The following is a 24,521-nucleotide window of genomic DNA, read 5'->3' as shown; positions in this document are numbered from 1 at the left end:
CCTGCCCGGTCCGCCCGCGCAACACGTGCGCGGTGTCCGGCCCGTCACATCGGCCGCCCGGTACGGGAGATGGGCCGCTACGCCCGACCCCACCCATGGCCAAGGGTGCGGGTCGTCCACGCGGTGATGCCGCGCGCGCAAGGGTGACCGATCGTGCGCGCCCCGGATCGCTTTGGACGGGAAGCTTTCGCGGCTCGCCACGCCCATGCCAAGGGGACCTACGTCCCGCCGGGAAAGGACCTCAGGACGGACCAAAGTCCGAGGTCAGCAAGGGATGCGCCCCCTACGGTGGAGTGCTGATCCACGCATGCGGCGCATGCGTCCGAACGGCACCAGGAGGTACCCCCGTGGCACTGACGACTCGCGCGAACCGGACGCTCGGCGTCCTGGCGGTGACGATCGCCGGAGCCTCGGTGATGGCCTGCGGCACCCAGCACATGTCCCAGACGGCGGCTGCCGCGCCCAGCACGGCCGCGCCCACCGCGGCAGCCACCTCCCCGGCGGCCCCGCACGCCCCCGCCGCGCCCTCGCCGGCGCGCACCCCGGCCAGCACGGCGCCCGCGGCCCCCACCGCCCCGGCCCCGGCCCCCGCCCGGCCCACGCACCACCGCGCCGCCGCCCCGGCGCACCGGACGCACACGGCGCCCGCCCCGGCACGCTCCGCCACCCCGCCGGCCCCGCACCGCACGACCTCCGGCACCCCGGCCCACGCGCCTGCCGCCGGCCGCGTCGACCAGTCCATCCAGCACGGCGCGGAGGGCGGCGGGAAGTCGGTCGCGCTGACCTTCGACGACGGACCGGACCCGACGTGGACCCCGAAGGTGCTCCAGGTGCTCGCGGCGCACCACGCCAAGGCCACCTTCTGCGAGATCGGCCCCAACGCCACGGCCCACCCGGACCTCGTCAAGAAGATCACCGCCGCCGGTCACCGGCTCTGCGACCACTCCGTCCACCACGACGAGGCCCAGAGCGGCAAGTCCGCCGACTACAACCGCCACGAGATCGTCGACGCGCAGCAGGAGATATCGCGCGCCGCCGGTCCCGGCGACCCGGTCTGGTACTACCGCGCCCCGGGCGGCGACTTCTCGCCCGCCATCCGCGCGATAGCCGCCGGCCACGGCCTGCGCCCGCTCGGCTGGACCGTGGACTCCGAGGACTGGCGCCGTCCCGGTGTCGACTCCATCCTCAAGAACGTGAACACCGAGCTCCGGCCCGGCGGGATCATCCTCATGCACGACGGCGGCGGCGACCGGTCGCAGACCGTCCAGGCCCTGGGGACCCTGCTCGACCGCCTCGACGCGGCCGGCTACACCTACACCTTCCCCGGCCGCTGAATCGCGCGGGCGGCCCGCCCGTCGCACCATGAGCACATGGCTACCGGGAGCGCCATCGACGCCGGGACCGTGGTGAACCTGCGGGACCTCGGCGGGATCCCGCTGTCCGGCGCGGGCCCGGGACGGGTGGTGCGCCCCGGGGTGGTGCTGCGCTCCGGCCCGCTCGACCGCTACGACGCCGGCGCCGACCCGGACGTCGCGGGGCTCGGCATCCGTACGGTGGTCGACCTGCGCACCCACGAGGAGCGGGCCGGCGCCCCCGACGTCCTCCCCGAGGGCGCGCGGCTGTTCGTCGCCGACGTCCTGGGCGACCGCCCCGACCTGCCGGCCGCACGGCTGCCCGCCCTGCTCGGCGACCCGGCGGGGGCGCGCCGGGAGCTCGGCGGAGGCCGGGCCGAGGAGCTGATGACGCGGGCGTACGAGCGGATGGTGCGGTCCCCGCGGGCGTGCTCCGCGTTCTGCGCCCTGCTGGAGACCGCGGCGGACCCGGCGGCGCGCCCCGTGCTCTTCCACTGCGCGGCGGGCAAGGACCGCACCGGGTGGGCGAGCACGGTCCTGCTGACCCTGCTGGGCGCGGATCCCGCGGTGGTGGAGCGGGAGTTCCTGTCGGTCAATCCCGCGGTGCGCGAGGCCTTCGGGCCGGAACTGCGCCGTTTCGAGGCGGCCGGCGGCGACCCGGGGATCGCGGACGCGGTCGTCGAGGTGCGCCCGCGCTACCTGGAGGCGGCGCTGCGCACGGTGACGGAGGGCTGGGGCGACGTGCCCGGCTATGTGCGCCACGGCCTGCGACTGCCCGACGCCGCGGTGCGACGGCTCCGGGAGGGATTGGTCGCCCCCGGCTCCCGAGCGTGACAATTCCGCGCACACGGGCTGCGCGGGCGCCCCGGAGACGGTGTAATGACGTCGTGGTCAGCGACGGCGCGAAGGGACGCAGAGTTCGGACGCTGTCGGCCGAGCTCGCGCTCAAGACGCTCCGATCCGGTCCGGAGCACTCCGGACGCCTCAGATCCGTCATGGAACAGGCGCTGGTCTTCACCGGCGCGACGCTGGTCGCCGTCTACCTTCCCGCCGAGGAGGGCGGGCAGCTGCGCCTGGCCGCCTCGGCGGGAGTACCGCGCACGCTGTACGGCCTGCGGGGGCGTTACCCGGCGGACGGGGGCTCCCCCATGGCCGTCGCCGTCCGGCGGAACCGGCCGGTCAGCGCCACCACGGGTGTCCCGGACGCCCCCGGCACCCCGGCGGAGGGCGAGCCGCCGGAAGGGGCGGCCCCGTTCGACGCGCCGCTGATCGCGCTGCCGGTGCGGGCCGGGGAGGACGGCGTGGGATGCCTGGTCGCCGTCACCGACGATCCGGCGGGCTTCGACGTCGAGGACCGGCAGTGCCTGGAGCTCTACGCCGGGGCCGTGGCCTGCCCCGGGCAGGAGTCAGCGACCGACGAGCCGCCCGAGCCGCCCGGGGCGCGGCCCGACCGCGGGGCCCGCGACTTCGACCTCGCCATGGACACCGGGCGGATCCAGGTGGACGACGAGGTCCTGGCACTGTTCGGACTGGCCCCGGCGGACTTCGACGGCCGGGTGGACACCCTGCTGGCGCTGACCGTGCCGGAGGACCTGCCGACCGTCATGTCCGTCGTCGAGGCCGGTCATATGGCGACCGGCGAACGCGAGTTGGAGTTCCGCATCCGCCGGCCCTCCGGTGAACTGCGCTGGCTGCGGCTGCGCGGGCACGTGGTACTCGCCCCGGACGGCCGCCCCGCGCGGCTGGTGGGCACCGTCGGCGACACCTCACGGCTGCGCTCCGGGGTCAACGACGTGGGCCGGATCCAGCAACTGGCGACCGATCTGTCGAACGCCTCGACGGTCCAGGAGGTCAGCCAGGTCGTGGCCACGGCCCTGCGCGGACCGCTCGGCGCCGACCGGATCGCGCTGGCGGAGGTCGAGACCGACCGGCTGGTGGTGACCGTGCTCGACCCCGCGGACCAGGCGGCCTGGCCCGAGGTCTGGCGCAGCGAGTGGCGCACGGAGTGGCCGGACGCGCCGACCCGCTCGATGCCGACGCTGGCGACCGCGCTGCGCGAGGGCAGGATCGCCTTCTGCCCGCCGGGGACGCCGCTGGAACCCGCGCTGTCCGGGGTGGGCCCCGGAGGGCTGGCCGTGCTGCCGCTGCCCGCCGCGGGGCGGGTGGTCGGGTGCTGTCTGATCGGCTGGGACACCCCGCACGAATTCGCCCCCGACGAACGGGCGGTGCTGACCGCGGCCGCCGGTCTTGCGGGCCAGGCGCTGGTCCGGGTACGGGCCTTCGACGCCGAGCACGAACTCGTCGCCACCCTCCAGCGCACCCTGCTCCCCCGCCGGCTGCCCGAACTGCCCGGCGGCATCGCCGTCGCCCGCTATCTGCCGACCACCGGCGGCCTGGAGGTCGGCGGCGACTGGTACGACGTCATCCACCTGCAGGACCACCACGTCGCCCTGGTCATCGGCGACGTGCAGGGGCACAACGCGGGCGCGGCCACGCTCATGGGCCAGATGCGCACGGCGATCCGCGCGTACGCGGTGGAGGGGCACCCTCCCGACGTCGTCGTCTCGCACGCCAACCGGCTGCTCATGGGCATGGAGACCGATCTGTTCGCCACGTGCTGCTACGTGTCCATCGACATGGAGGAGGGCAGCGGCTGGTGTGTCCGCGCCGGTCACCTGCCCCCGGTCCTGCGGCTGCCCGACGGCGGGACGGAGACGGTGGAGGGCGACGGCGGGCCGCCGCTCGGGGTCATCGCGCACGCCGACTTCCCGTTGATCCCGCTGCGCCTGCGCCCGGGCACCGTACTGGCGCTGACCACCGACGGGCTGGTGGAGTCCACCGAGCTCCACTACGACGAGGGCATGCGGCGCCTTTCCACGACGCTGTCCAGCACCGACCCGGGCCACCTGGGCCTGATGGCCGACGCCCTGCTGGACGGCGCCACCCGCGGCGACGACATCGCCCTGCTGCTCATGCGTTACGACGGCATGGCGGTCAAGCCCGTCCGTGAGAGCTGGACGGTGTGGCGGCTGCCCGACGCCGCGTCGCACGCCCGTCGTTTCACCGGCCGGACGCTGCGGTCGTGGGGGCTGCCGAGCGACGAGGTGGACACCGCGCTCCTGGTGGTGTCCGAACTCGTCACCAACGCCCTGGTCCACACCGACGGGCAGGTCCGGCTCGACCTCACCCTCATCGGCGACCGGCTGCGCATCGCGGTCGGTGACGCCTCTCCCCGCACCCCCGTGAAGCCCGCCATCGTCAGCTGGCAGGACACCGGCGGCCGCGGCATCCTCCTCGTCGAGGCGGTGTCCACGGCGTGGGGCACGGTGCCGCTCAGCGGCGGCAAGCAGGTCTGGAGCGAGCTGACGGTGCCGGCGCGACCCGTCTGACGCCCCTGGTGCGCGGCACCCGCCACCGGCCGGATCAGCCGTCACGGGCGCCACCCCGGCAACGGGCGCCTCGGCGCACTGCCACCCGGAAACGCGGTGCTGCGGGCGCTATGGGCCGGGTGGCCGCGGCAGTTGAGTCAAGACCGCTTCAAAACCGTGACCTGCCGCCCCTCTTCACGACATGCCGACCAGTCGGTATCGTGCGGCCACCCCGGAGCGCCCCCGGGGGCGTACCGGCCCTGCCCGCTGGGAGACCACGTGACGACGTACTTCGGCGACACCCGGCACCATCCGTCCGCGCATGCCCGTCCTGCCGTGCCCGGCTGAACCGGCCGAGCGCCGCGGGCCGTCGCGGTCCGCGGTCCCGGACGCAGCCCGCGCACGACCGAATCCGATTCTGATTCTGGTTCTCGTCCGGTGCTGGTGCTGGTGCTGGTTCCCGTTCCGGTTCCGGTTCCGGTTCCGGAAGGCACCGGCCCCTGTCCCTCTTCTCCCGCCCCGCCGAACTCCCCTAGGAAGGGTGACTGGTGGAAAGCCTCCTGCGGATCGACGACCTCAAAGTCTCCTTCGGTGGTCTGTCCGCGCTCGACGCGGTGTCCTTGTCGGTCCGGCCCGGCGAAGTGCTCGGCGTGATCGGGCCCAACGGCGCCGGCAAGACCACCCTGTTCAACGCCGTCTGCGGCTTCGTGCGCCCCGCCGCCGGCACGCTGCACTGGCAGGACCGCCAGGTGTCCTGGCCGCGCCCGCACCAGCTGGCCCGGCTGGGCATCGCCCGCACGCTCCAGGGGCTCGGCCTGTTCCCCCGGCTGACCGTGCTGGAGAACGTGATGGTGGGCGCCACCCGGCACGCCCGGGCGGGCTTCGCCTCGGCGCTGCTCGGGCTGCCCCGTTCCGACCGTGACGAACGCCTGCTGCGGCACCGCGCCCTGGCGGTACTGCGCGAACTCGGGGCGGAGGACGTCGCCGGCCGGCTGCCCGGCGAACTCCCCTACGGCGTGCAGAAACAGGTGGCGCTGGCCCGCGCGCTGGCCGGGGAGCCGCGCCTGCTGCTGCTCGACGAACCGGCCTCCGGGCTGTCCGAGGCGGAGATGCGCCGGCTCGGCGAGGTGATCGGCGGCCTGCGGGAGCGGATGGCGGTCGTCATCGTCGAGCACCACATGGACCTCGTGATGAGCGTCTGCGACCGGGTCCTGGTCCTGGACTTCGGCCGTGCCATCGCCCAGGGGACGCCCGACGAGGTGCGCGACGACCCGCTGGTCACCGAGGCCTACCTCGGCGACGAGGTCACCGAGGAGACACCGGACGCGACGCGAGAGGAGTCCTCCCGTGCTTGAGATCGACGGCCTCGCCGTCCACTACGGCATGGTCCGGGCCCTGGACGAGGTCTCCCTGACGGTGGACCAGGGCTCCATCACCGCCGTCCTCGGGGCCAACGGCGCCGGGAAGACCACCCTGCTGCGCGCGGTCCACGGGCTGGTCCGGCCGCGCGCCGGGCGGATCGTGCTGGACGGCGCGGACATCACCCGCCTTCCGGTGGAGGACGCCGTCCGCCGCGGACTCGCCCATGTGCCCGAGGGCCGCGGGGTGATCACCGAACTGAGCGTCCACGACAACCTGCGCCTGGGCGGCCTCTGGCGCGGCCGCGCCGAGCGCGGGGCCCGGCTCGGCGAGGGGCTCGACGAGGTGTACGCGCTCTTCCCCGCGCTGGTCGAACGCCGGGCCCGGCCCGCCGAGACGCTCTCCGGCGGCGAACGGCAGATGCTCGCCATCGGGCGCGCCCTGATGACCCGGCCGCGGCTGCTGCTGCTCGACGAGCCGTCGCTCGGGCTCGCGCCCCGCGTCACCGCCCAGATCCTGGCCGTCCTGCGGGAGTTGCGGGACCGGCAGGGACTGACCGTGCTGCTCGTGGAGCAGAACGCGCGCAGCGCGCTGTCCGTCGCGGACCACGGTGTCGTGCTGAACCTGGGACGGGTCGTCGCCGCCGACGCGGCCGCCCGTCTCGCCACCGCGGACGACCTCCGCCACGCCTATCTGGGGTTCTGAATGTATTTCATCAATCTGACACTCGGCGGGGTGAGCAGCGGCATCGTCTACGCGGCGGTCGCGCTCTCCCTGGTGCTGATCTGGCGGGCGACGCGGATCGTCAACTTCGCCCAGGGCGGCATGCTGATGATCACGACCTTCGTGGCGCTCGGCGTCATCCACGCGACGGGTTCCTACTGGGCCGGGCTGCTGGCGGCCCTGGCCGCCGGCTTCCTGCTGGGCGCGGTGGTGGAACGGCTGCTGGTGCGACCGGTGGAGAACGCCCCGCCGATGAACGCGGTCATCGTCACCCTCGGCCTGCTGCTGTTCCTCCAGGCGGTCGCCGGGATGGTGTGGGGCGGCTCGCCGCGCTCCTTCCCGCCGCTGCTGGGCATCCAGGGGTTCGGCATCGGCGGCGCGCGGCTGCTGCTGTCGCCGTCGGACCTGTTCACCATCGGCGCCGTGCTGGTGGTCATGGCCCTGCTGGTCGTCCTGTTCCGTGCCACGCCGGTGGGGCTGCGGATGCGTGCCGCGGCCTTCGCGCCGGAGGTGGCGCGGATGTTCGGTGTGCGCGTCGGACGGGTGCTCACCCTGGGGTGGGCGCTGGCCGGGGCGGTCGGCGCGCTCGCCGGCGTGCTGATCGCGCCGACGACGTTCGTCGGGCCCAACCAGTTCGACGCGGTGCTGGTCTTCGGCTTCGCCGCGGCCGTCGTCGGCGGCCTGGACAGTCCGCCGGGCGCGGTGGTCGGCGGGCTGGTGGTCGGGCTGACGCTGAGCTACGTCTCGGGCTACCTGGGCTCCGAAGTGGCCCTGCTGGGCGCGCTGGTGGTGCTGATGACGGTGCTCATGGTGCGGCCGAACGGGCTGTTCTCGCGTACTTCCGTGCGACGGGTCTGAGGCGCCATGACCGAGACGACCGACACCAACGACACCGACGACACCAACGACACGGCCGGCACGACGAAGCCCCCAGCCGCCGCGTCCTCCGCCCCGGGCCGGCCCGCGTGGCTGCGCCCGGCACTCGACCGGACGCTGGTCCGGCACCTGCTGCCCGGCGCTCTGGCCCTGATCGTGCTGTGCGCCGTCACCGCCGCCCTGCCGCCGTTCCAGGACCTCCAGGTCGCCAACATCGCGACCTACGTGTGCGCGGTCGCCGGGCTGACGGTGCTGACCGGTCTCAACGGCCAGATCTCGCTGGGCCACGGCGCCCTGATGGCGGTCGGCGCCTACGGCACCGGGCTGTTCCTCACCAACCTGGCCTGGCCGCTGCCGGTGGCCCTGGTGGCCGGCACGGCGGTCACGGCCGCGGTCGGCGCCCTCGTCGGCACCGCGGCGGCCCGGCTGCAGGGCCCGTACCTCGCGGGCGCGACGCTGACCCTGGCGGTGGGCCTGCCCGCCCTGGCCAACTACCGGCACCTGTCGGACCTGCTCGGCGGCGAGAACGGCCTGGTGGTGGCCACTCCCCCGCCGCCCGCGGCGCTCGGCGCGTACTTCCCGCTGGAGCGCTGGCAGGCGTGGATCTGCCTGCTGTGCGCGGTGGTCGTCCTGGTCCTCCTCGCCGACCTCGGCCGCAGCCGGGTGGGCCGGTCGTGGCGGGCGATCCGGGACGACGAGGACGCGGCGGCGCTCGCCGGCATCCCCGTGGCCCGGCTGCGGGTGCTCGCCTTCGTCGTCAGCGCCGCCTGCGCGGGCCTGGGCGGCGGCCTGCTCGCGGTGGTCAGTTCGCTGGCGGCACCCGGGGCGTTCCCGCTGGCCCTGTCGCTGTCGCTGCTGACCGGGGCGGTGCTCGGCGGGCTGGGCAGCCTCGCGGGCGCGGTCTACGGGTCGATCGCGCTCGTCCTGCTCCCCACCTGGACCGGGGACGTCGCGGACGCGCTGCACCTGTCACGGGGCTTCTACGCGAACCTGCCGCTCGCCCTGTTCGGCCTCGTCCTCGTCCTGTCGATGCTCGTCTTCCCGCAGGGCATCCAGGGCGCCCTGGTCCGGCTCGCCCGGCGGTTGCGGGCGGGGCGTCGCGCCCCGTCCTGACCGCTCTCCCCCTTGACGCACGACCCCGCACATCCGTCCATCACCCACCGAATCCGATTCGGTTCCAGGAGGGGCCATGAGAAGAAGTCTCCGCACCGCACTCCGCTCACGCCTGCATCTGCGCGCCACGGCCGCGGCGGCCGTCCTCGCGCTCGCCCTCACCGCGTGCGGTGGCGACTCCGGCGGCGGTTCGGCGCCGGGCGTCACCAAGGACAGCATCGTCATCGGCAGCCACCAGCCGCTCACCGGTCCGGCGGCTCCGGGCTACAGCAACGTCTCGCAGGGGGCGAAGGCGTACTTCGACTACGTCAACGACCACGGCGGGGTCAACGGCCGCAAGATCGACTTCCGGTACCGGGACGACGCGTACAACCCGACCGAGACGGTGAAGATCACCAAGGAGCTCGTCCTGCAGGACCGGGTCTTCGCGATGCTCGGCGGGCTCGGCACCCCGACGCACACCAAGGTGGTGGACTTCCTCAACGCCCAGCGCGTGCCCGACCTGTTCGTCTCCTCCGGCTGCCGCTGCTGGGACGAGCCGAAGAAGCACCCGCAGACCTTCGGCTGGCAGCCCGACTACGTCGTCGAGGGCAAGATCCTCGGCCAGTACATCAAGGAGCACTTCGCCGGCAAGAAGATCGCGTACTTCTACCAGGGCGACGACTTCGGCAAGGACGGCGTGGCAGGGCTCGACCAGTTCATCCCGGCCGACCAGGTCGTCAGCCGGCAGAGCTACCAGCCCGGCGGCACCGACATCAGCCCGCAGGTCGCGGCCATCGCCGCCAAGAAGGCCGACGTCGTCGTGCTGTTCACCATCCCCAGCTACACGGCGCTGTTCAAGCTCACCTCGGTCAAGCTGCGCTACAACCCGCAGCTGGTGGTGACCAACGTCGGCTCCGACCCGACCACGCTGGGCGGTCTGCTGGACGCGTACGTGAAGAAGGCGGGCGGCACTGCCGACGTCGCCGCGCTGATGGACGGCATCATCACCGACACCTACATGCCGCCGACCACGGACACCTCCAACAGCTGGATCAAGCTGTTCCGTTCGATCCACGACAAGTACATCCCCAAGACGCCCTTCGAGGGCAACGTGGAGTTCGGGATGTCCATGGCCTACACCTTCGTGCAGGCCCTCAAGGGCGCCGGGAAGGACCCCACGCGCGAGTCGCTGGTCAAGGCCGTGGAGAAGGGCGGCTTCACCGGCCCCGGCCTGGTGCCGTTCCGCTTCAGCGCCGACTCCCACGCCGGCTACACCGGGGTGCAGATCGGCACGCTGAAGGGATCGCAGATCAGCCTGGAGGGCGCACCGCTGGTCACCGACAGCGGGACCGGCCCGATCACGGAGTACACCACCGCGCCGCCCGAGGCGCCCGCCGACGGCATCCCGGCATCCTGACCGAAGGGACCGAAGAGGCCGAAGGGTAGTGTTCTGCCCCACCAGGCAGTGACGACGGACGAGGGGTCCCGGTATGGGCGACGCACAGGGCGACGAGCCGCTCGTCGGCGCTTCCCCTGACGCCCCGGCCGCGGACCCGGGTCCCGGGCCCGCGGCCGCCCCCGCGACCGCGCCGGCCCGGACGCCCAGCCGCGCCGAGACCACCCGCCAGGCCCTGCTCAAGGCCGCGCGGGAGGTCTTCGGCGAGGCCGGCTACAACGCCGCCGGCATAGCCGAGGTGGTGCGCCGCGCGGACGCCAGCGTGGGCGGCCTCTACCACCACTTCGACGGCAAGGCCGACCTCTTCCTGGCGCTCTGGGAGGAGTTCCGCGCCGCGCAGGCCCACGCCGCCGCGCAGGCCGTGGCCCGGTGCCGCGCGGCCGGCGGGAGCCACCCCCGCGCGCTCTTCCTCACCGGCGCCCGCGCCTACCTGGAACACACCTGGGCCCGGCGCGAGATGGCCAAGCTCTTCTACACCGGCGACACCCCGCCGGGCTTCGACGTGATGGGCCGCCGGAACCTGCGGACCTGGATCCACCACAACGCGACCCTGCTCGGCACCAGCCGGGAGGAGCCGGGCGACCGCGCGCTGCTCATCGCCCTGACCACGACCATCGCGGAGATCGGCCGCGAACTGGTGGCCTGCGACAACGCGTACGAGGCGGCCGCCCTCACCGACAGTGCCGTCGAACTCATCGACGGGCTCTGCGACTTCGCCCCGGGAGGGGCGCGCCACCCGGTCCGGCAGCCTCAGATGCGCTGATCCGGGGCCTGCGCCGTGTCGCGCTGGCGCGGCAGGGCGACCCCGGCCGAGCCCTCCTTGCCGTCCTCCTGACGGAGCATCACCGTGCGGGTGGGGTAGGAGATCTCGATGCCCTCCTCCTGATAGCGGCGGTGCAGGCGTTTGAGGAACTCGTGTTTGATCCGGTACTGCTCTCCGTACTCGGAGGTCCGCAGGATCACCGAGAAGTCGATGCGGGACTCGCCGAAGGTGTGGAACCGCACCGCCGGTTCGTGCGCGGGTACGCCGCCCTCGACGCCCGCCATCACCTCGGCCGCGACCTCGACCGTCACCCGCTCCACGTGCTCCAGGTCGTTGCCGTAGCCGACGCCCGCCTGCACGATGAGCGACATCTGCTGCTCGGGCTGGTGGTAGTTGGTGGCGATCGCGCCGGCCAGTTTGGCGTTGGGGATGATCACCAGGTTGTCGGAGAGCTGGCGCACCACGGTGTTGCGCCAGTTGATGTCGACGACGTAGCCCTCCTCGCCGCTGCTCAGCCGGATGTAGTCACCGGGCTGCACGGTCTTGGAGGCGAGGATGTGCACGCCGGCGAACAGGTTGGCGAGGGTGTCCTGCAGCGCGAGGGCGACGGCGAGACCGCCGACGCCCAGGGCCGTTATCAGCGGCGCCACGGAGATGCCGAGCGTCTGGAGCAGTACCAGGCCGCCCATGGCCAGCACCGCGACGCGGGTGATGTTGACGAAGATCGTCGCCGAGGCCGCCACGCCGGACCGCGACAGCGCGACCGACCGCACCGTCTCGGCCACCATGCGCGCGGCGGCGACCGAGGCGGCGAGGATCAGCAGGGCGACCAGGACCTGGTTGACCGTGCGGTCCACCGCGTGCTGCAGCGGGAGCGCGGCGGCGCCCGCCCACGCCCCGGCCCCCAGGACGGACCACGGCACCAGGGTGCGCAGCGCGGTGACGACGATGTCGTCACCGTCCCACCGCGTCCGGGTCGCCCGTTCGCCGAGCCAGCGCAGCGCCAGCCGCAGCGCCAGCGCCGCCACCAGGCCCGCGCCGAACCAGGCGCCGGCGACCATCAGGTCGTGCATCGTCAGCGCACGGTTCACCGGCCCGCTCCCGCCGTGCGTACGGATCCATCCACGGGACGGGGGGCGTGCTGTGTCGTCACTTGTCGCCTTATCGCTCTGGGGACGTCGAGAAAGCGCGCCGGACATCCCTCGTCCGTGCGCGATCTTCACCATCCTGCCGCAGTGGTCACCCCGCGCGCATGTCGCGGACCGGACAACGGGAAGCATCGCGCCCCGCCTTGGGCGGCGCCCCGCGCACCGGAACGGCGCACGCGGCGGCCGGTCCCGCTCCCACCACGTGGTGGGGGCGGGACCGGCCCCGCGACCTACCGCACGCCGTCCGGCACCCGGGCATAGCCGCCGGCCCGGGCGGTGAACGTGCCGCGGCCCTGGGTGCGGCCGCGCAGCCGGGTCGCGTATCCGAACAGCTCGGCCAGCGGGACGGTCGCGGTCAGCACGGCCGTGCCCGCCCGGGCCGACTGGCCGGTGACACGGCCGCGGCGGGCCGCCAGATCGCCGAGCACCGCGCCGACCGCGTCGCCGGGCACGGTGACGGTGACCTCGGCCACCGGCTCCAGCAGGACCGTCCCGCCCGCGCGCAACGCGTCACGGAGCGCGAACCGGCCCGCCGCGCGGAAGGCCGCCTCCGAGGAGTCCTTCACGTGCGTGGCCCCGTCGGTGAGCGTGACCCGCAGGCCGGTGACCCGGTGGCCGCCGAGCGGCCCCTCGGCCAGGGCGTCCCGGCAGCCGGCCTCGACCGCCCGGACGTACTCCCTGGGCACCCGGCCGCCGGTGACCGCCGAGACGAACACGAAGTCCTCGTCGTGGGGCTCCACGTCGATCACCACCTGGGCGAACTGGCCCGCGCCGCCGTCCTGTTTGACGTGCCGGTGCACCCACCCGGCCACGCCGCGCACCACGGTCTCGCGATGGGCGACCTGCGGGCGGCCGACGCCGACCTCCAGCCCGTGGGCGCGGCGCACCTTCTCCACCGCGACCTCCAGGTGCAGTTCACCCATGCCGGACAGCACGGTCTGGCCCGTCTCCGGGTCGGTCCGGACCGTCAGCGACGGGTCCTCCTCCACCAGCCGGGCCAGTGCCGCCGCCAGCCGCTCCGTGTCACCGCTCCGCCGCGCCTCGACCGCGACGGTGACGACCGGCTCGGCCGTTCCGGGCGGTTCGAGGACCAGGGGCGCCGCCGGATCGCACAGCGTCGCTCCGGCGCCGGCTGCCTTCACCCCGACGACCGCGACGATGTCCCCGGCCACCGCGCGGTCGACGTCGACATGCCGGTCCGCCTGGACCCGCAGGATGCGCCCGACGCGCTCGGTGCGCCCGGCCCGTGCGTCCAGCACCGTGTCCCCCTTGCTCAGCGTTCCCTCGTACACCCGCACATAGGTCAGCCGTCCCGTCGCGCTCGCGGCGACCTTGAACACCAGGGCGGCGAACGGCTGCCGCGGGTCGGCCGCCGTACGCACCGGCGGGACGTCCAGCGGTGACGGCAGGTACGCCACCACGGCGTCCAGCAGCGGCTCGATGCCGCGGTCCCGGTAGGCCGATCCGCACAGCACGACCACGCCCTCCCCGGTACGGGTCAGGTCGCGCAGCGCCGTGCGCAGCGTCGCCTCCGTCAGCCGCCCGTCCGCGCAGAACTCCTCCAGCGCGGCCTGGTGCAGCCCGGCCACCGTCTCCTCCAGCAGCCGTCTCCGGCGCCCGGCCTCCTCGCGGAGGCCGCCGGGCACCTCGCCGTCCTCGTACGCCGCGCCGCCGGCCCGCCACGTGAGCGCGCGCATGCGCAGCAGGTCCACCACCCCGGTGAAGCCGTCCTCGCGCCCGATCGGCAGCTGGACCACCAGCGGGACGACGTGCAGCCGGTCGTGGATCGACGCCACCGCCGTGTCCAGGTCGGCCCCGGCGCGGTCCAGCTTGTTCACGAACGCGATCCGCGGCACGCCGTGCCGGTCGGCCTGCCGCCACACCGACTCGCTCTGCGGCTCGACGCCCGCGACGGCGTCGAAGACCGCGACCGCGCCGTCGAGCACGCGCAAGGAGCGTTCCACCTCGTCGGAGAAGTCGACATGGCCCGGTGTGTCGATGAGGTTGAGCCGGTGACCGTCCCAGTCGCAGCTCACCGCCGCGGCGAAGATGGTGATGCCGCGGTCGCGCTCCTGCGGGTCGAAGTCGGTGACGGTCGTGCCGTCGTGGACCTCGCCGCGCTTGTAGGTGGCGCCGGTGGCGTACAGGATCCGCTCGGTGACGGTGGTCTTGCCGGCGTCGACGTGGGCGAGGATGCCCAGATTGCGGACGGTGCGGACGGTGCGGACGGCGGGCAGGGGTTGGACGGTGCGCATGGCCCGTTGCCTTTCGGGTGATCAGGTGCGATCGGGAGGGGGCGGCGCGATTCCCGGACGGGACGCCCCGGCAAGGGGGCGTCGGGACCTCCGCGATGGCCTCGGCGTGGCAGGGGGCGGCAGGGCGTACCCGGCCGGCGGCCCTGCCTTCGGGCCGCGGTCGTGCGGGGGATCAGAAAGTCGTCGCGGGCGTCCGGTGCGGGCCGCGCGGCCGGCACCGGGCCGCGGAAGACACCAGGATCACCTCGTGGCCTGACGGGGGAACGACGGCTGCGGTGCGGCAACGCACGGCCCGGCTCCCCTCGTTCGGCACGGAACACGCCGCGGTCTCGGGGCGGCGCGTGATCGATCGCGAGCGTAGCGGGCGGCACGCGCCCGGGTCACCGGGTTTTCCACGCGGCGACGCGGAGGCCGCGGTAAGCGCCGGATGCCGTCCCGCGCGGTGGCCGGTGCGAGGCGGTACGCGGCACGGGGATGCGGACGGTCCCGCCGCAGGCGCTGGCGGCCGGCTGCCCTGCCGACGGGAACGAGGGCCGCTGCCGGCGAGTCCGCCAAGGTACGACTCGCCAGGCGTCATCCGGCAGCAGGCACGGCCAACGCAGGCGGGCCCACCGGGGCCGGGGCCCGGCCGGGCAGCAGACGCCGCTGACGCCGGGAGTCGAAGGACCACGCCGACAGGCCCGGTCGACCCGCACGACGCAGGACACGGCGCCCCGGCCGACGTACAGCGGCGCACAGAGCTCGCCCCCGACGTGTGCTCCGGCAAGCCTCCGGCCGGACGTCATCACACGCCGGACACTGCCGACAGGACCGAACCCACCCACCGGCACCACCGGTCCCGGACACGGCGCCGACCAACGCCCGGCCCCACCCGACACCAGCACGAACAGCCCGCCACCGCCGGCCGGAGAGAACCCCCGACCCGCACGACCGGCCCGGGACACGGCGGACACCGACGCCCCTGCCGCGGCCGACAGCGGCACGCGGAGCGCGCCCACGCACCGTCAACTCCCGCAGGCCCCCGGCCAGGCGTAGTCGGGGAGCAGGCGCCGCCAGCGCTGGCGGTCGGAGGGGCCCGCCAGGCGGCACAGGCGGGCGGTGCGGTGATGGACGTCGGGGTCCCAGAGCCGGATCGTGCCGTCGTTGCCGGCGCTGGCCACGGTCGCCCCGTCCGGGCTGAAGGCGACGCTCCACGCGGCCCGGGTGTGGCCGGTCAGGGTCGCGGTGAGCCGCCGTGCCGCCGGGTCCCAGAGCCGGACGGTGCGGTCGTTGCCGCTGCTGGCGAGGGTGCGTCCGTCCGGCGCGAAGGCGACACCGCGCACGGAGCCGGTGTGGCTGGTGAGGACGCCCGCCGCGCGCGCGTGCGGCACGTCCCAGAGCCGCACGGTGCCGTCGTTGCCGCTGCTGGCGAGCGTCCGCCCGTCCGGCGCGAAGGCGACGCCCCGCACGGAGCCGGTGTGCCCGGTGAGGACGGCGTCGGCGCGCCGGGTCCCGGTGTCCCACAGCCGCAGCGTCAGGTCGTCGCTGCCGCTGGCCAGCCGGCGGCCGTCCGGGCTGAAGGCGACGCAGTTCACGAAGTCGGTGTGCCCGGCGAGGACGGCCACCTGGCGTCGGGCGGCGGTGTCCCAGAGGCGGACCGTGCGGTCGGCGGAGCCGGTCGCCAGGGTCCGCCCGTCGGGGCTGAACGCGAGGGCGAACACGGCGCCCTCGTGGCCGCGCAGGACGGCGGCGCTCCGCCGCGTCCGGGTGTCCCACAGCCGCATGGTGCGGTCGGCCCCCGCCGAGGCGAGCCACCGGCCGTCCGGACTGAACGCGACGTCGTAGACCGGCCCGCTGTGGCCGGTGAGCGTGTACGCGGGGACGTGCCGGGCCATGTCCCAGACCCGTACGGTGCCGTCGCCCCCGGCCGAGGCCAGGGACCGCCCGTCGGGGCTGAACGCGGCCTTCCACACCTCGGTGACGGGGGTGCCGGCCAGGGTGCTGCGGCGCAGGTCCCACAGCACGACGGTCCTGTCGAAGCCCGCGCTCGCGACCATGTCGCCGTCGGGGGCCACGGCGACGGAGAGCACGTAGTCGGTGTGGCCGGTGAGGGTGCCGACCTGCAGGTGGGTGCGGGTGTCCCAGCGGATGACGGTGCCGTCGCCGCCGGCCGAGAGGACGGTGTGGCCGCCGGGGCCGAAGGCGAGGCCGTTCACGTCGTCGTCGTGGCCGGTGAGCGTCGCCGTGCGGCGCGGGCCGGTGACGTCCCACAGCCGCACGGTGCGGTCGGCGCCGCCGCTGGCCAGAGTGCGCCCGTCGGGGCTGAACGCGAGGGCCAGCACGTCGCCGCCGTGGCCGCGCAGGACGGCCACGTTCCGGCGGATCCGGGTGTCCCACAGCCGCACGGTGCGGTCCGCCCCGGCCGAGGCGAGCAGCGAGCCCCGGGGCCGGAAGGCCAGCGCGAGAACCTCGTCCGTGTGGCCGGTGAGGACGGCGGTCCTGCTGCGGGTGGCGACGTCCCACAGGCACACCGTGCCGTCACCGCCGGCCGATGCCAGCGTGCGCCCGTCGGGGGCGAACGCCACGGCGCGTACGGCTCCCTGATGGGCCGCCAGGACGGCGAGCGCACGGCGTCGCGACACCGACCACAGCCGGATGGTGCCGTCGGTGCTCCCCGAGGCGAGCAGCCGCCCGTCGGGCGAGAAGACCACCGACCGGACGGGTCCCCGGTGCCCGGTCAGCACCGCGGCGCCGGTCCGGGAGGCGACGTGCCACAGCCGCACCGTGCGGTCGGAGCCCGCCGAGGCCAGCAGCCGCCGGTCGGGCGAGAACACCACCGAGTTGACGGCGGCGGTGTGCCCGGTGAGCCGCCCGGCGAAGGTGTCGGCCTGTGTGCTGAGCAGCGCCCCGCGGGCCTCGGTGGTGTGCGCGGTGCGGTAGGCGGCCTCGGCCAGCAGCATCGCCGCCTCCGGGCGGCCCACGGCCAGTTGGGCCGAGTGTGCCGCCATGGCCTGCGAGAGCGCGGTGGCGCGCTGCTGGTCGGCGGCGAACCGCTGCTCCACCGCCACGCCGCCGGCCAGTACCGCGAGGACGAGCAGGACCGCCAGCACGACCACACCCATGCGCTGCTGCCGGGCCCTGCGGCGTACGAGGAGTCGGCGCAGATCCTCCTCGCCGGTGGAGGCGGCGAGGAAGTCGGCTTCGAGCGGACTGAGTTCACCGGGCCGGCGGCCGGGTCCCGCCGCCCACTCGCGGGTGGCGGCCAGCCGGGTGCCGCGGTAGAGCAGCCCGGGGTCGCGGCCCTCGCGTTCCCACTCGCGGGCGGCCCCCGTGAGCTGCTGGTGCAGCAGCAGGTCGGCGCGGGCGGCGTGCACCCAGGTCCGCAGCCGCGGCCAGGCGCGCAGCAGCGCCTCGTGGACGATCTCCACATGGTCGGCGTCCACGGTCAGCAGCCGCGCGGCGACGAAGGCGTCCAGCGCGGTACGGGCCGCCTCTGCGTCGGGCAGCCCGTCGAGGAGGTCCGCGGTGCCGCGGGGGCGCCGGGACTGCTCGTTGTCCTCGCCGACCCGCACCAGGCGCAGCAGCAGCCGGCGGGCGGCCTCCTGTTCGGCCGGCGACAGCGACGTGAACAGGGCCTCGGCGGCGGTCGCGACGGAGCCGTGGATGCCGCCCGCGGCAAGGTAGCCCGCCACGGTCATGGTGCGGCCCGACCGCTGCCGCCAGGTGGCCATCAGGGCGTGGGCCAGCAGCGGGAGCGATCCCGGAGAGCCGCCGGGAGCGGTGTCGTCCCCGTCCGCCACGCCGCCCGGTGCCTGCGCGCCGAGGTCCCGCAACAGCACCTCGACCAGGCCGGGTTCGAGCTCGGTGCCCTCCTCCTCGGCGGGCCGCACGATGCACGCGCGCAACTCCCCGGGGCTCATGGCACCCAGCGCGAACAGGCCGTCGCTGACGACCGGTACGAGCGCGGGGTGCTCCAGGCAGCGGCCGGTGACGTCGGCGCGGATCCCGAGGAGGACGGCGGCCTCGCGGGACGCCGCGAGGCCCGTGAGGGCGGCGATGAAGGCGCGCCGCTCGGCCTCGTCGTCGCACAGGGTGAAGGTTTCCTCGAACTGGTCGACCACGACGACCAGTCCCGTGTCCCCGGCCCGGGCGCCGATCGCCGCGACGAGGGCGGTCGCGCGGGCGGCGTGCGTTCCCCCCTCGGGCGGACCGTCGTCGAGCCCGGCGGCGAGCGGCACGGCGCGCAGCGCGTGCGCCAGGGCGTCCAGCGGCCGGGCGGTCGGCGTGCACACCACGACCGGCCAGTGCCCGTACGGCCCTCCGGCCAGGGCGGGGACCAGACCGGCCCGCAGCAGCGACGACTTCCCGGCCCCGGACGGGGCGACCACGGCCAGCGGCCCCTCGCCGACGCGCAGTTCGAGGCGGCGCAGGAGCTCCGCGACGGCCCGTTCACGCCCGAAGAACCGCGCCGCGTCCTCGGTTCCGTAGGCGGACAGCCCGGGATAGGGACAGGGTGCCGCCGCGTCGCCGTCCCCCGCTGGGGGCACGGGCGGCAGCAGGGCGAGCAGTTCGCCCCCGGCGTCCAGGGCCTCGTCGCAGAGCCGGGCGAGGTCGGCGTTGACCGGCTTGCCGCCCGTCTCGATCTTGCTCAGGTACCCCTTGCTGTAGTGGGTGCGGCGCGCCAGCGCGGCGAGCGACAGGCCGCGCTCGAGACGCAGTTCGCGCAGCGCCGGACCGAACGCCCCGGTCGGCGCGGTCGGCTGGTCTGGTGTCCGGTCCATCCGCTCCCCGCCGCGTACGGCGCGGTGGGCGCCGTTCCCTGTCTCCCGGCCGCTCCGCCGGCGTGCCCGTCGCAGGATCAGGAGCGACGAAGGGCGGAGCGCGGTTCCCAGGGTCGCCGCGGCGCGGGGCGCACGGACGAGAACAGGCCACGGGCCGGCGCCGGCCCACCACCCCCGTGAGTGGTGGGACGACGCCGCCCGTGGCGGTCGGAACGGCCGCACGGCGGCGACCGTACGGGGACTCAGCCGGTCGGCGGGGCGGGGCGGCCCGGTGCCCCGGCCCGCGGGGCGCCTCGGCGGCGCAGGCGCCCGCGGTCCCCGGGCCCGGCGCCCCGCATCCCACGGAACTCCCCTTCACAGCTGGGCGGTTCGGCCGGACCACCGCCTCCGGGACAGAGCCGTGGCCGGCTTCCCGTCGCGGTGGACCGCTCGACGCGGTGCCCGCGCCGGTGCGTTCCGGACCGCGGCCGGCGCGCCGGGCGGACCCCCTCCGCCACCCGGTGCGCCGCCTCGGGGCCGGTGCCCGGCCCTCTCCCCGCGGGCGGCGACGGCAGGAACGCGCGCCGGCGCCGAACTCCCATGCGGCCCTCCCCCACCGGACGACGTTCCGCGTGCCGCCTCGCCCGCGTCGGCCCTCACGGTGGCCCCCAACCGGCCGCCAGGGACAGGGGTTTCCCGTTTCCTCTTGGTCACGCGGCCGCAAAAGCCCAGGCCGGAGCGGGTCAGTGACGCAGAACACCGGCGGCCGGACAGGCCGGCGCCCGCGCGCGGAACGGTACTTGTCCTGATCTCGCCGCTCGGCGCGGCGGGAACGGGGCGCGGCTCACGGCGCCGGCCCGAGGCGCACACTCCGGAACGCCTGAGCCTCAGGCACATCGCGTTCCGCGCCCCCGAAACGATCCGACCAGCGAGCCGCCGCGTCCCCGGCAGCGCGGGGCAAGGCCAAGCCACGGTCGGCACACCGCGCGCGCCGGGAAGCCGGGCGCACGGCGAGGGTGGTGGCGACGGCGCGGCGGCCACGGCGACCGGCCCTGCCGCACCGCACCGCACCGCGGAAACCGCGGCGTCAGCGCCGGAAGGTCCGCACCCCGTCCAGTGCGACGCCCATGACGCGGTCGCGCTGGGTGTCGTCGGGGAAGCTGGTGGAGCTGATTCCCGAGACCATGCGGAGCAGGTCGTCGAAAGAGACGTCGGTACGGGCCTCGCCCGCCTTCTGGGCGCGTTCGAAGAGCGGGCCGCCGGCCTGGTACATGGAGTCGCGGCAGGCCAGGAAGACGTCGGACTCGTTGTTGAGGGCCTCGCGGATGGCCCGCTTCGTCACGGTGTAGTCGACGAAGCGGCGCAGCCAGGAGGTCAGCGCGTCCCAGGGCTCCAGGGCGGCGACGTCCCGGGCGACCCGGCACAGCTCGTTGACCTCGTCCGCGTAGACGGACTCGAAGAGGTGCCGGCGGGTCGGGAAGTTCCGGTAGAGCGTGGCGATGCCCACACCCGCGCGGCGGGCGATGTCCTCCAGCGAGGCTTCGGCGCCGTTCTCGGCGAAGGCCTCACGGGCGGCCGCGAGCAGGGCGTCGTAGTTGCGGGCGGCGTCCCTGCGGTGCGGACGCTGGGCCGCGACGATCTCGCTGACGGGATACGGCTGGGCCGTCACTTCTGCCTCCCCGGCCGAAACAGTTTGAAGTGGAGGGTTGCCTCCGCTACAGTGGAGGCGTACCTCCACTTTAACAGCAGGGGGCGCACTTCCGGCGACACGTGTCACCACACGCGCCGACCGCGCCCCGATTCGCCCCCTTGAGGGCCTTGCACCGGTGCAACGCCCTCCACCGACATCCGGCGGACGCCGGCGCGCCCGGGCACGGCCCGCGCCCCGCCCGTCCGTCCGTCCCGTACCACCAGCCCGCTCGTCACACCGCGGCCGGCAGCCCGGCCGCGCCCTGTCCGGATTCGGAGAGGCTCCTTCATGCCCCGACGCTCCACCCGCCTCACCTTCGCGGTCCTCGCGACCGGTGCGGGCGTGTTCTCGATGCTGCAGTCGCTGATCGCACCGGCCTTGCCGACCGTCCAGCACGCGCTGCACACGTCCCAGTCCACCGCGACCTGGGTGATGACGGCGTACCTGCTGTCCGCCTCGATCTTCACGCCGATCCTCGGCCGCCTCGGCGACCTCGTGGGCAAGAAGCGCACCCTCGTCGGCGTCCTGGTCGTCCTGACGCTCGGCTGCCTGCTCGCCGCGCTCGCCCCGACGATCGGCGTCCTGATCATCGCCCGCGTCGTCCAGGGCATCGGCGGCGCCCTGTTCCCGCTGTCCTTCGGCATCATCCGGGACGAGTTCGCGCCCAGCCGGGTCAGCCCCAGCATCAGCAACCTGTCCGCGGTGATCGCCGCCGGCGGCGGCGTCGGCATCGTCGCGGCGGGCCCCATCGTCTCCGCCCTCGACTACCGCTGGCTGTTCTGGATCCCGGTCGCCATCGTCGCCGTCACCGCGCTCATAGCCTTCCGCTACGTCCCCGAGTCCCCCAGCCGCGCCGACGGCCGCGTCAACTGGCTCGGCGCCGCCCTCCTGTCCGGCTGGCTCGTCGCCCTGCTCCTGCCGCTGAGCCAGGCCGGCAACTGGGGCTGGACCTCGGTCCGCGTGATCGGGCTGTTCGTCGCCGCGGTGGTGCTCTTCGCCCTGTGGCTGCTCGCCGAGGCACGCTCCCGCCACCCGCTGATCGACCTGCGCATCATGCGCCTGCGCGCGGTGTGGACGACCAACACCGCCGGTCTCCTCTTCGGCGCCGGCATGTACGCGATCTGGTCCTTCCTCCCCGGCTTCGCCCAGACCCCGCGCGCCGCGGGCTACGGCTTCGGGGCGAGCGTCACCTCGGCCGGCCTGCTGATGCTGCCGATGCTGATCGCGATGTTCTTCTCCGGCGTGCTCAGCGGCCGCCTCGAACCGGTCGTGGGCGCCAAGCGCCTGCTCGTCGCCGGGGCCGCCCTCGGCGCGGTGGCCTGCGGCTTCCTCGCCGCCTGGCACGACCAGCAGTGGCAGGTCGCCACCTCGGCCGGCATCTTCGGCCTCGGCATCGGCCTGGCCTTCGCCTCGATGGCCAACCTGATCGTCCGCAGCGTCCCGCCGGAGCAGACCGGCGCCGCCAGCGGCATGAACGCCAACATCCGCACCATCGGCGGCTCCATCGGCGCCGCCGTCACCAGCGTCCTGGTCACCAGCCGCCTGCAGCCCTCCGGGCTGCCCTACGCCTCCGGTTACACCCACGGATTCGCCCTGCTCGCGGTCCTGCTGCTCGCCGCGTCCCTGGCCGCCCTCCTCGTCCCGGGGCACCATCGCCGGCACGCGGCGGGCGGCGTCGTCCGGGCCTCGGACACCCCGGCCGTGGCCGAGGCGAAGGCCGAGGTCGAGGCGGTGGCGGGCGGCTGACCGCGCGCGGCCCACGCCGCCACCGCACGCCGCCGGCCACGGGAGTTCCCGTGGCCGGCGGCCGCCTGCCCGTACGCGGTGAAGCGGCCGCGCGCCGCGGTTCGCCCGGGTCCCCCGGGCGGCCGGGGGCGGCGGCTGCCGCCCGCTCCCGGCGGCCGCCGGCGGTCGCGTCGGCCCATCAGGCCGCCTCGGGGGTGATGCTCTGCTCCGCCCACACCGTCTTCCCCGTCGTCGTGTACCGCGTGCCCTGGGCCTCGGTCAGGTGGGCGACGATCGACAGGCCGCGGCCGTTCTGGTCGCTGAGGGCGGACCGCCGCGGATGGGGAGCCGCGTGGCAGAAGTCCGACACCTCGCAGATGAGGGTCCGGTCGCGGATGAGGCGCAGCCGGATCGGTCCGCTGGAGTAGCGGACGGCGTTGGTGACGAGTTCGCTGACGATCAGCGTGGTGGTGAAGCACAGCTCCGACAGGCTCCACTCGGTGAGCTGACCGTCCGCCCAGGCCCGGGCCTCGGAGACGGCGGCCGGGTCGTTCGGCACCTCCCACGTCGCGACGTCCTCCGGGTCCAGGGTGCGGATGAGGGCGGCGAGGAGCACGGGCTCGGGGCGACCCCCCGGGGTGGCGGCCAGCGCGTCCGAGACGGCGGTGTCGACCGCGTCCTCGGGGTCGTCGCCGGTCGGCGGCAGGACCCGGATGCCGGGGGCCGCGCCCGCCCCGCCCTCCGTGCCGCAGCTCAGCAGCAGAACGCTCCGGGCGGGCACGTCGAACTCCGCCACCGAGTCCTCCGCCATGGGCGAGGGCTCGTCCGCCTCGGCCCCGCCGGCGGAGGGCGCGTCCGCGGGGAAGGCCGGTTCGACTCCGGCGTCCCCGCCGGCGGCGGCCGTGCAGCGACGGGTGACCGGGTCGTAGATGGCCAGCAGGCAGTGCACGGCCGCGCCGGCGGCGCCCGCGCGGCGGCCCAGCCGGGCGATGACCTCACCGGGATTCATGTCCAGCAGCAGCAGGGCCCGGATCGCCGCCCTGACCTGGCTCATCCCGGCCGTGGCGGCGACGCCCCAGCCCTCGGCCGTGCCCGCGACCAGGGCCACCCGGGCGCTGGGCAGCTGGACGACGTCGATCCAGGAGCCGGGCGCAGACGACTCCGGGACGTGCCCGCGCACCGCTTCCAGCGCGCTGACGACCGGGGCGTCCGACTCGTGCAGGGCCTCCTGCAGGATCCGCGCGGCGGCGTCGTGGACGAGCCGGCGCCGCTGGCCGTCCAGGAGCCGGGCGGCCCGGCGGCCGAGCCGCCCGGCCTCCCGCAGGTCGGACTGCGAGAAGGCGGGCGACCCGGCCGTACGGTAGAAGGCCGCGAGCCCGAGGAGCACACCACCGACATCGAGGGGCACCACGAGCACGGAATGCGTGCGGCTGCCGCGCATCAGCCGGGCGCGCACCGGATCGCGCAGCAGCCAGGCGGTCCTCGGGTGCAGATTCAGGACGATGCGTGGACGCAGGTCGACCAGGGACGCGTGGTACGGAGTGCGCACCGGCAGGTGGCTGACCTCCCCGACCTCGTAAGCCCGTGGTATCTCGTCGGGGCGGACCGCCCGGAAGGCCGCGCGCCGGAAGTCGAGCACCTGCGCGGGCAGCCCGGACATCGCCGCCCGTTCGCTGACCGTGGCGTCGGAGACCTCCACGGCGGCGAAGTCGGCCACGGACGGCACGGCGGCGTCGGCGAGTTGCTGGGCCGCTTCGTACGACTGGGTCTGCTCCGGCGGGACGGGCGGGGGCTGGTCGATGACGCAGTACATGTCGGTCGCCTCGGTTGGACGGGTACGTCGGCTGTACGTCGGCTGTGGGGGGCTTTCCTCCACTTCCCACGAGCCTGCCCAATGGGCGGCGCGACCGCATCCTGTCCGACCCGCACACGTCATCAGTGGTTACCCGCTGTCCTGGCTGCGGGTATGCCG

15 protein-coding genes are annotated in these 24,521 nt (G+C 74.9%); 10 read left to right on the top strand and 5 right to left on the bottom strand.

Annotated elements, in window-relative coordinates:
* The first annotated feature begins 347 nt into the window (after nt 1-347).
* The 9 genes from ACIP98_RS32485 to ACIP98_RS32445 all read left to right on the top strand — a co-directional run bounded on the left by ACIP98_RS32485 (nt 348) and on the right by ACIP98_RS32445 (nt 10,992).
* Nucleotides 348-1,334 carry a polysaccharide deacetylase family protein gene (locus ACIP98_RS32485; RefSeq protein ID WP_401979328.1) on the top strand — a complete coding sequence of 329 codons (987 nt, stop codon included), beginning with the start codon at nt 348-350 and terminating at the stop codon, nt 1,332-1,334.
* 36 nt (nt 1,335-1,370) lie between these two features.
* Nucleotides 1,371-2,186 carry a tyrosine-protein phosphatase gene (locus ACIP98_RS32480; RefSeq protein ID WP_401979327.1) on the top strand — a complete coding sequence of 272 codons (816 nt, stop codon included), beginning with the start codon at nt 1,371-1,373 and terminating at the stop codon, nt 2,184-2,186.
* A 53-nt stretch (nt 2,187-2,239) separates the two neighbouring features.
* On the top strand, nt 2,240-4,741 hold the full coding sequence (locus tag ACIP98_RS32475; protein ID WP_401979325.1) for a SpoIIE family protein phosphatase: 2,502 nt from the start codon (nt 2,240-2,242) through the stop codon (nt 4,739-4,741).
* Nucleotides 4,742-5,268: 527 nt separating this feature from the next.
* Nucleotides 5,269-6,075 carry an ABC transporter ATP-binding protein gene (locus ACIP98_RS32470; RefSeq protein ID WP_401979323.1) on the top strand — a complete coding sequence of 269 codons (807 nt, stop codon included), beginning with the start codon at nt 5,269-5,271 and terminating at the stop codon, nt 6,073-6,075.
* On the top strand, nt 6,068-6,784 hold the full coding sequence (locus ACIP98_RS32465; RefSeq protein ID WP_401979322.1) for an ABC transporter ATP-binding protein: 717 nt from the start codon (nt 6,068-6,070) through the stop codon (nt 6,782-6,784). Before ACIP98_RS32470 ends, ACIP98_RS32465 begins: the two co-directional genes overlap by 8 nt.
* A 30-nt stretch (nt 6,785-6,814) precedes the next feature.
* The gene (locus tag ACIP98_RS32460) at nt 6,815-7,660 is read left to right on the top strand and encodes a branched-chain amino acid ABC transporter permease (protein ID WP_401979321.1); all 846 of its coding nucleotides are present in this window, start codon (nt 6,815-6,817) and stop codon (nt 7,658-7,660) included.
* 6 nt (nt 7,661-7,666) lie between these two features.
* A complete protein-coding gene (locus ACIP98_RS32455) occupies nt 7,667-8,791 on the top strand; it encodes a branched-chain amino acid ABC transporter permease (protein ID WP_401979320.1) in 1,125 nt (374 codons plus the stop codon).
* 76 nt (nt 8,792-8,867) lie between these two features.
* Nucleotides 8,868-10,190, top strand: coding sequence for an ABC transporter substrate-binding protein (locus ACIP98_RS32450; protein WP_319664678.1), 1,323 nt, complete (start codon nt 8,868-8,870; stop codon nt 10,188-10,190).
* Nucleotides 10,191-10,263: 73 nt separating this feature from the next.
* Entirely contained in the window at nt 10,264-10,992 is a 729-nt protein-coding gene (locus ACIP98_RS32445; protein ID WP_319664679.1) for a helix-turn-helix domain-containing protein, read from the top strand.
* On the opposite strand, the gene ACIP98_RS32440 is transcribed toward ACIP98_RS32445, so the two are convergent.
* The 4 genes from ACIP98_RS32440 to ACIP98_RS32425 all read right to left on the bottom strand — a co-directional run bounded on the left by ACIP98_RS32440 (nt 10,980) and on the right by ACIP98_RS32425 (nt 20,803).
* Nucleotides 10,980-12,083 (bottom strand): mechanosensitive ion channel family protein, encoded by a 1,104-nt coding sequence (locus tag ACIP98_RS32440; RefSeq protein ID WP_401979319.1) that lies wholly within the window; start codon nt 12,081-12,083, stop codon nt 10,980-10,982. The two genes, ACIP98_RS32445 and ACIP98_RS32440, sit on opposite strands and share 13 nt — an antisense overlap.
* Before the next feature lie 287 nt (nt 12,084-12,370).
* Nucleotides 12,371-14,395 carry an elongation factor G gene (gene fusA, locus ACIP98_RS32435; protein WP_401979318.1) on the bottom strand — a complete coding sequence of 675 codons (2,025 nt, stop codon included), beginning with the start codon at nt 14,393-14,395 and terminating at the stop codon, nt 12,371-12,373.
* A gap of 1,004 nt (nt 14,396-15,399) precedes the next feature.
* Nucleotides 15,400-19,155, bottom strand: a complete 3,756-nt coding sequence (locus tag ACIP98_RS32430) for a helix-turn-helix domain-containing protein (protein WP_401979316.1) — start codon at nt 19,153-19,155, stop codon at nt 15,400-15,402.
* Nucleotides 19,156-20,221: 1,066 nt separating this feature from the next.
* Entirely contained in the window at nt 20,222-20,803 is a 582-nt protein-coding gene (locus ACIP98_RS32425; protein WP_319664686.1) for a helix-turn-helix domain-containing protein, read from the bottom strand.
* 309 nt (nt 20,804-21,112) lie between these two features.
* Here ACIP98_RS32425 and ACIP98_RS32420 point away from each other — a divergent pair, with 309 nt between their 5' ends.
* Nucleotides 21,113-22,570, top strand: coding sequence for an MFS transporter (locus ACIP98_RS32420; protein WP_319664688.1), 1,458 nt, complete (start codon nt 21,113-21,115; stop codon nt 22,568-22,570).
* A gap of 178 nt (nt 22,571-22,748) precedes the next feature.
* On the opposite strand, the gene ACIP98_RS32415 is transcribed toward ACIP98_RS32420, so the two are convergent.
* The gene (locus ACIP98_RS32415; protein ID WP_401979314.1) at nt 22,749-24,362 is read right to left on the bottom strand and encodes a SpoIIE family protein phosphatase; all 1,614 of its coding nucleotides are present in this window, start codon (nt 24,360-24,362) and stop codon (nt 22,749-22,751) included.
* Nucleotides 24,363-24,521 lie beyond the last annotated feature (159 nt).

The sequence above is a fragment of the Streptomyces sp. NPDC088354 genome, assembly GCF_044753585.1.
Taxonomy (GTDB): Bacteria; Actinomycetota; Actinomycetes; order Streptomycetales; family Streptomycetaceae; genus Actinacidiphila.
This window is presented reverse-complemented; position numbering and strand designations above follow the sequence as displayed.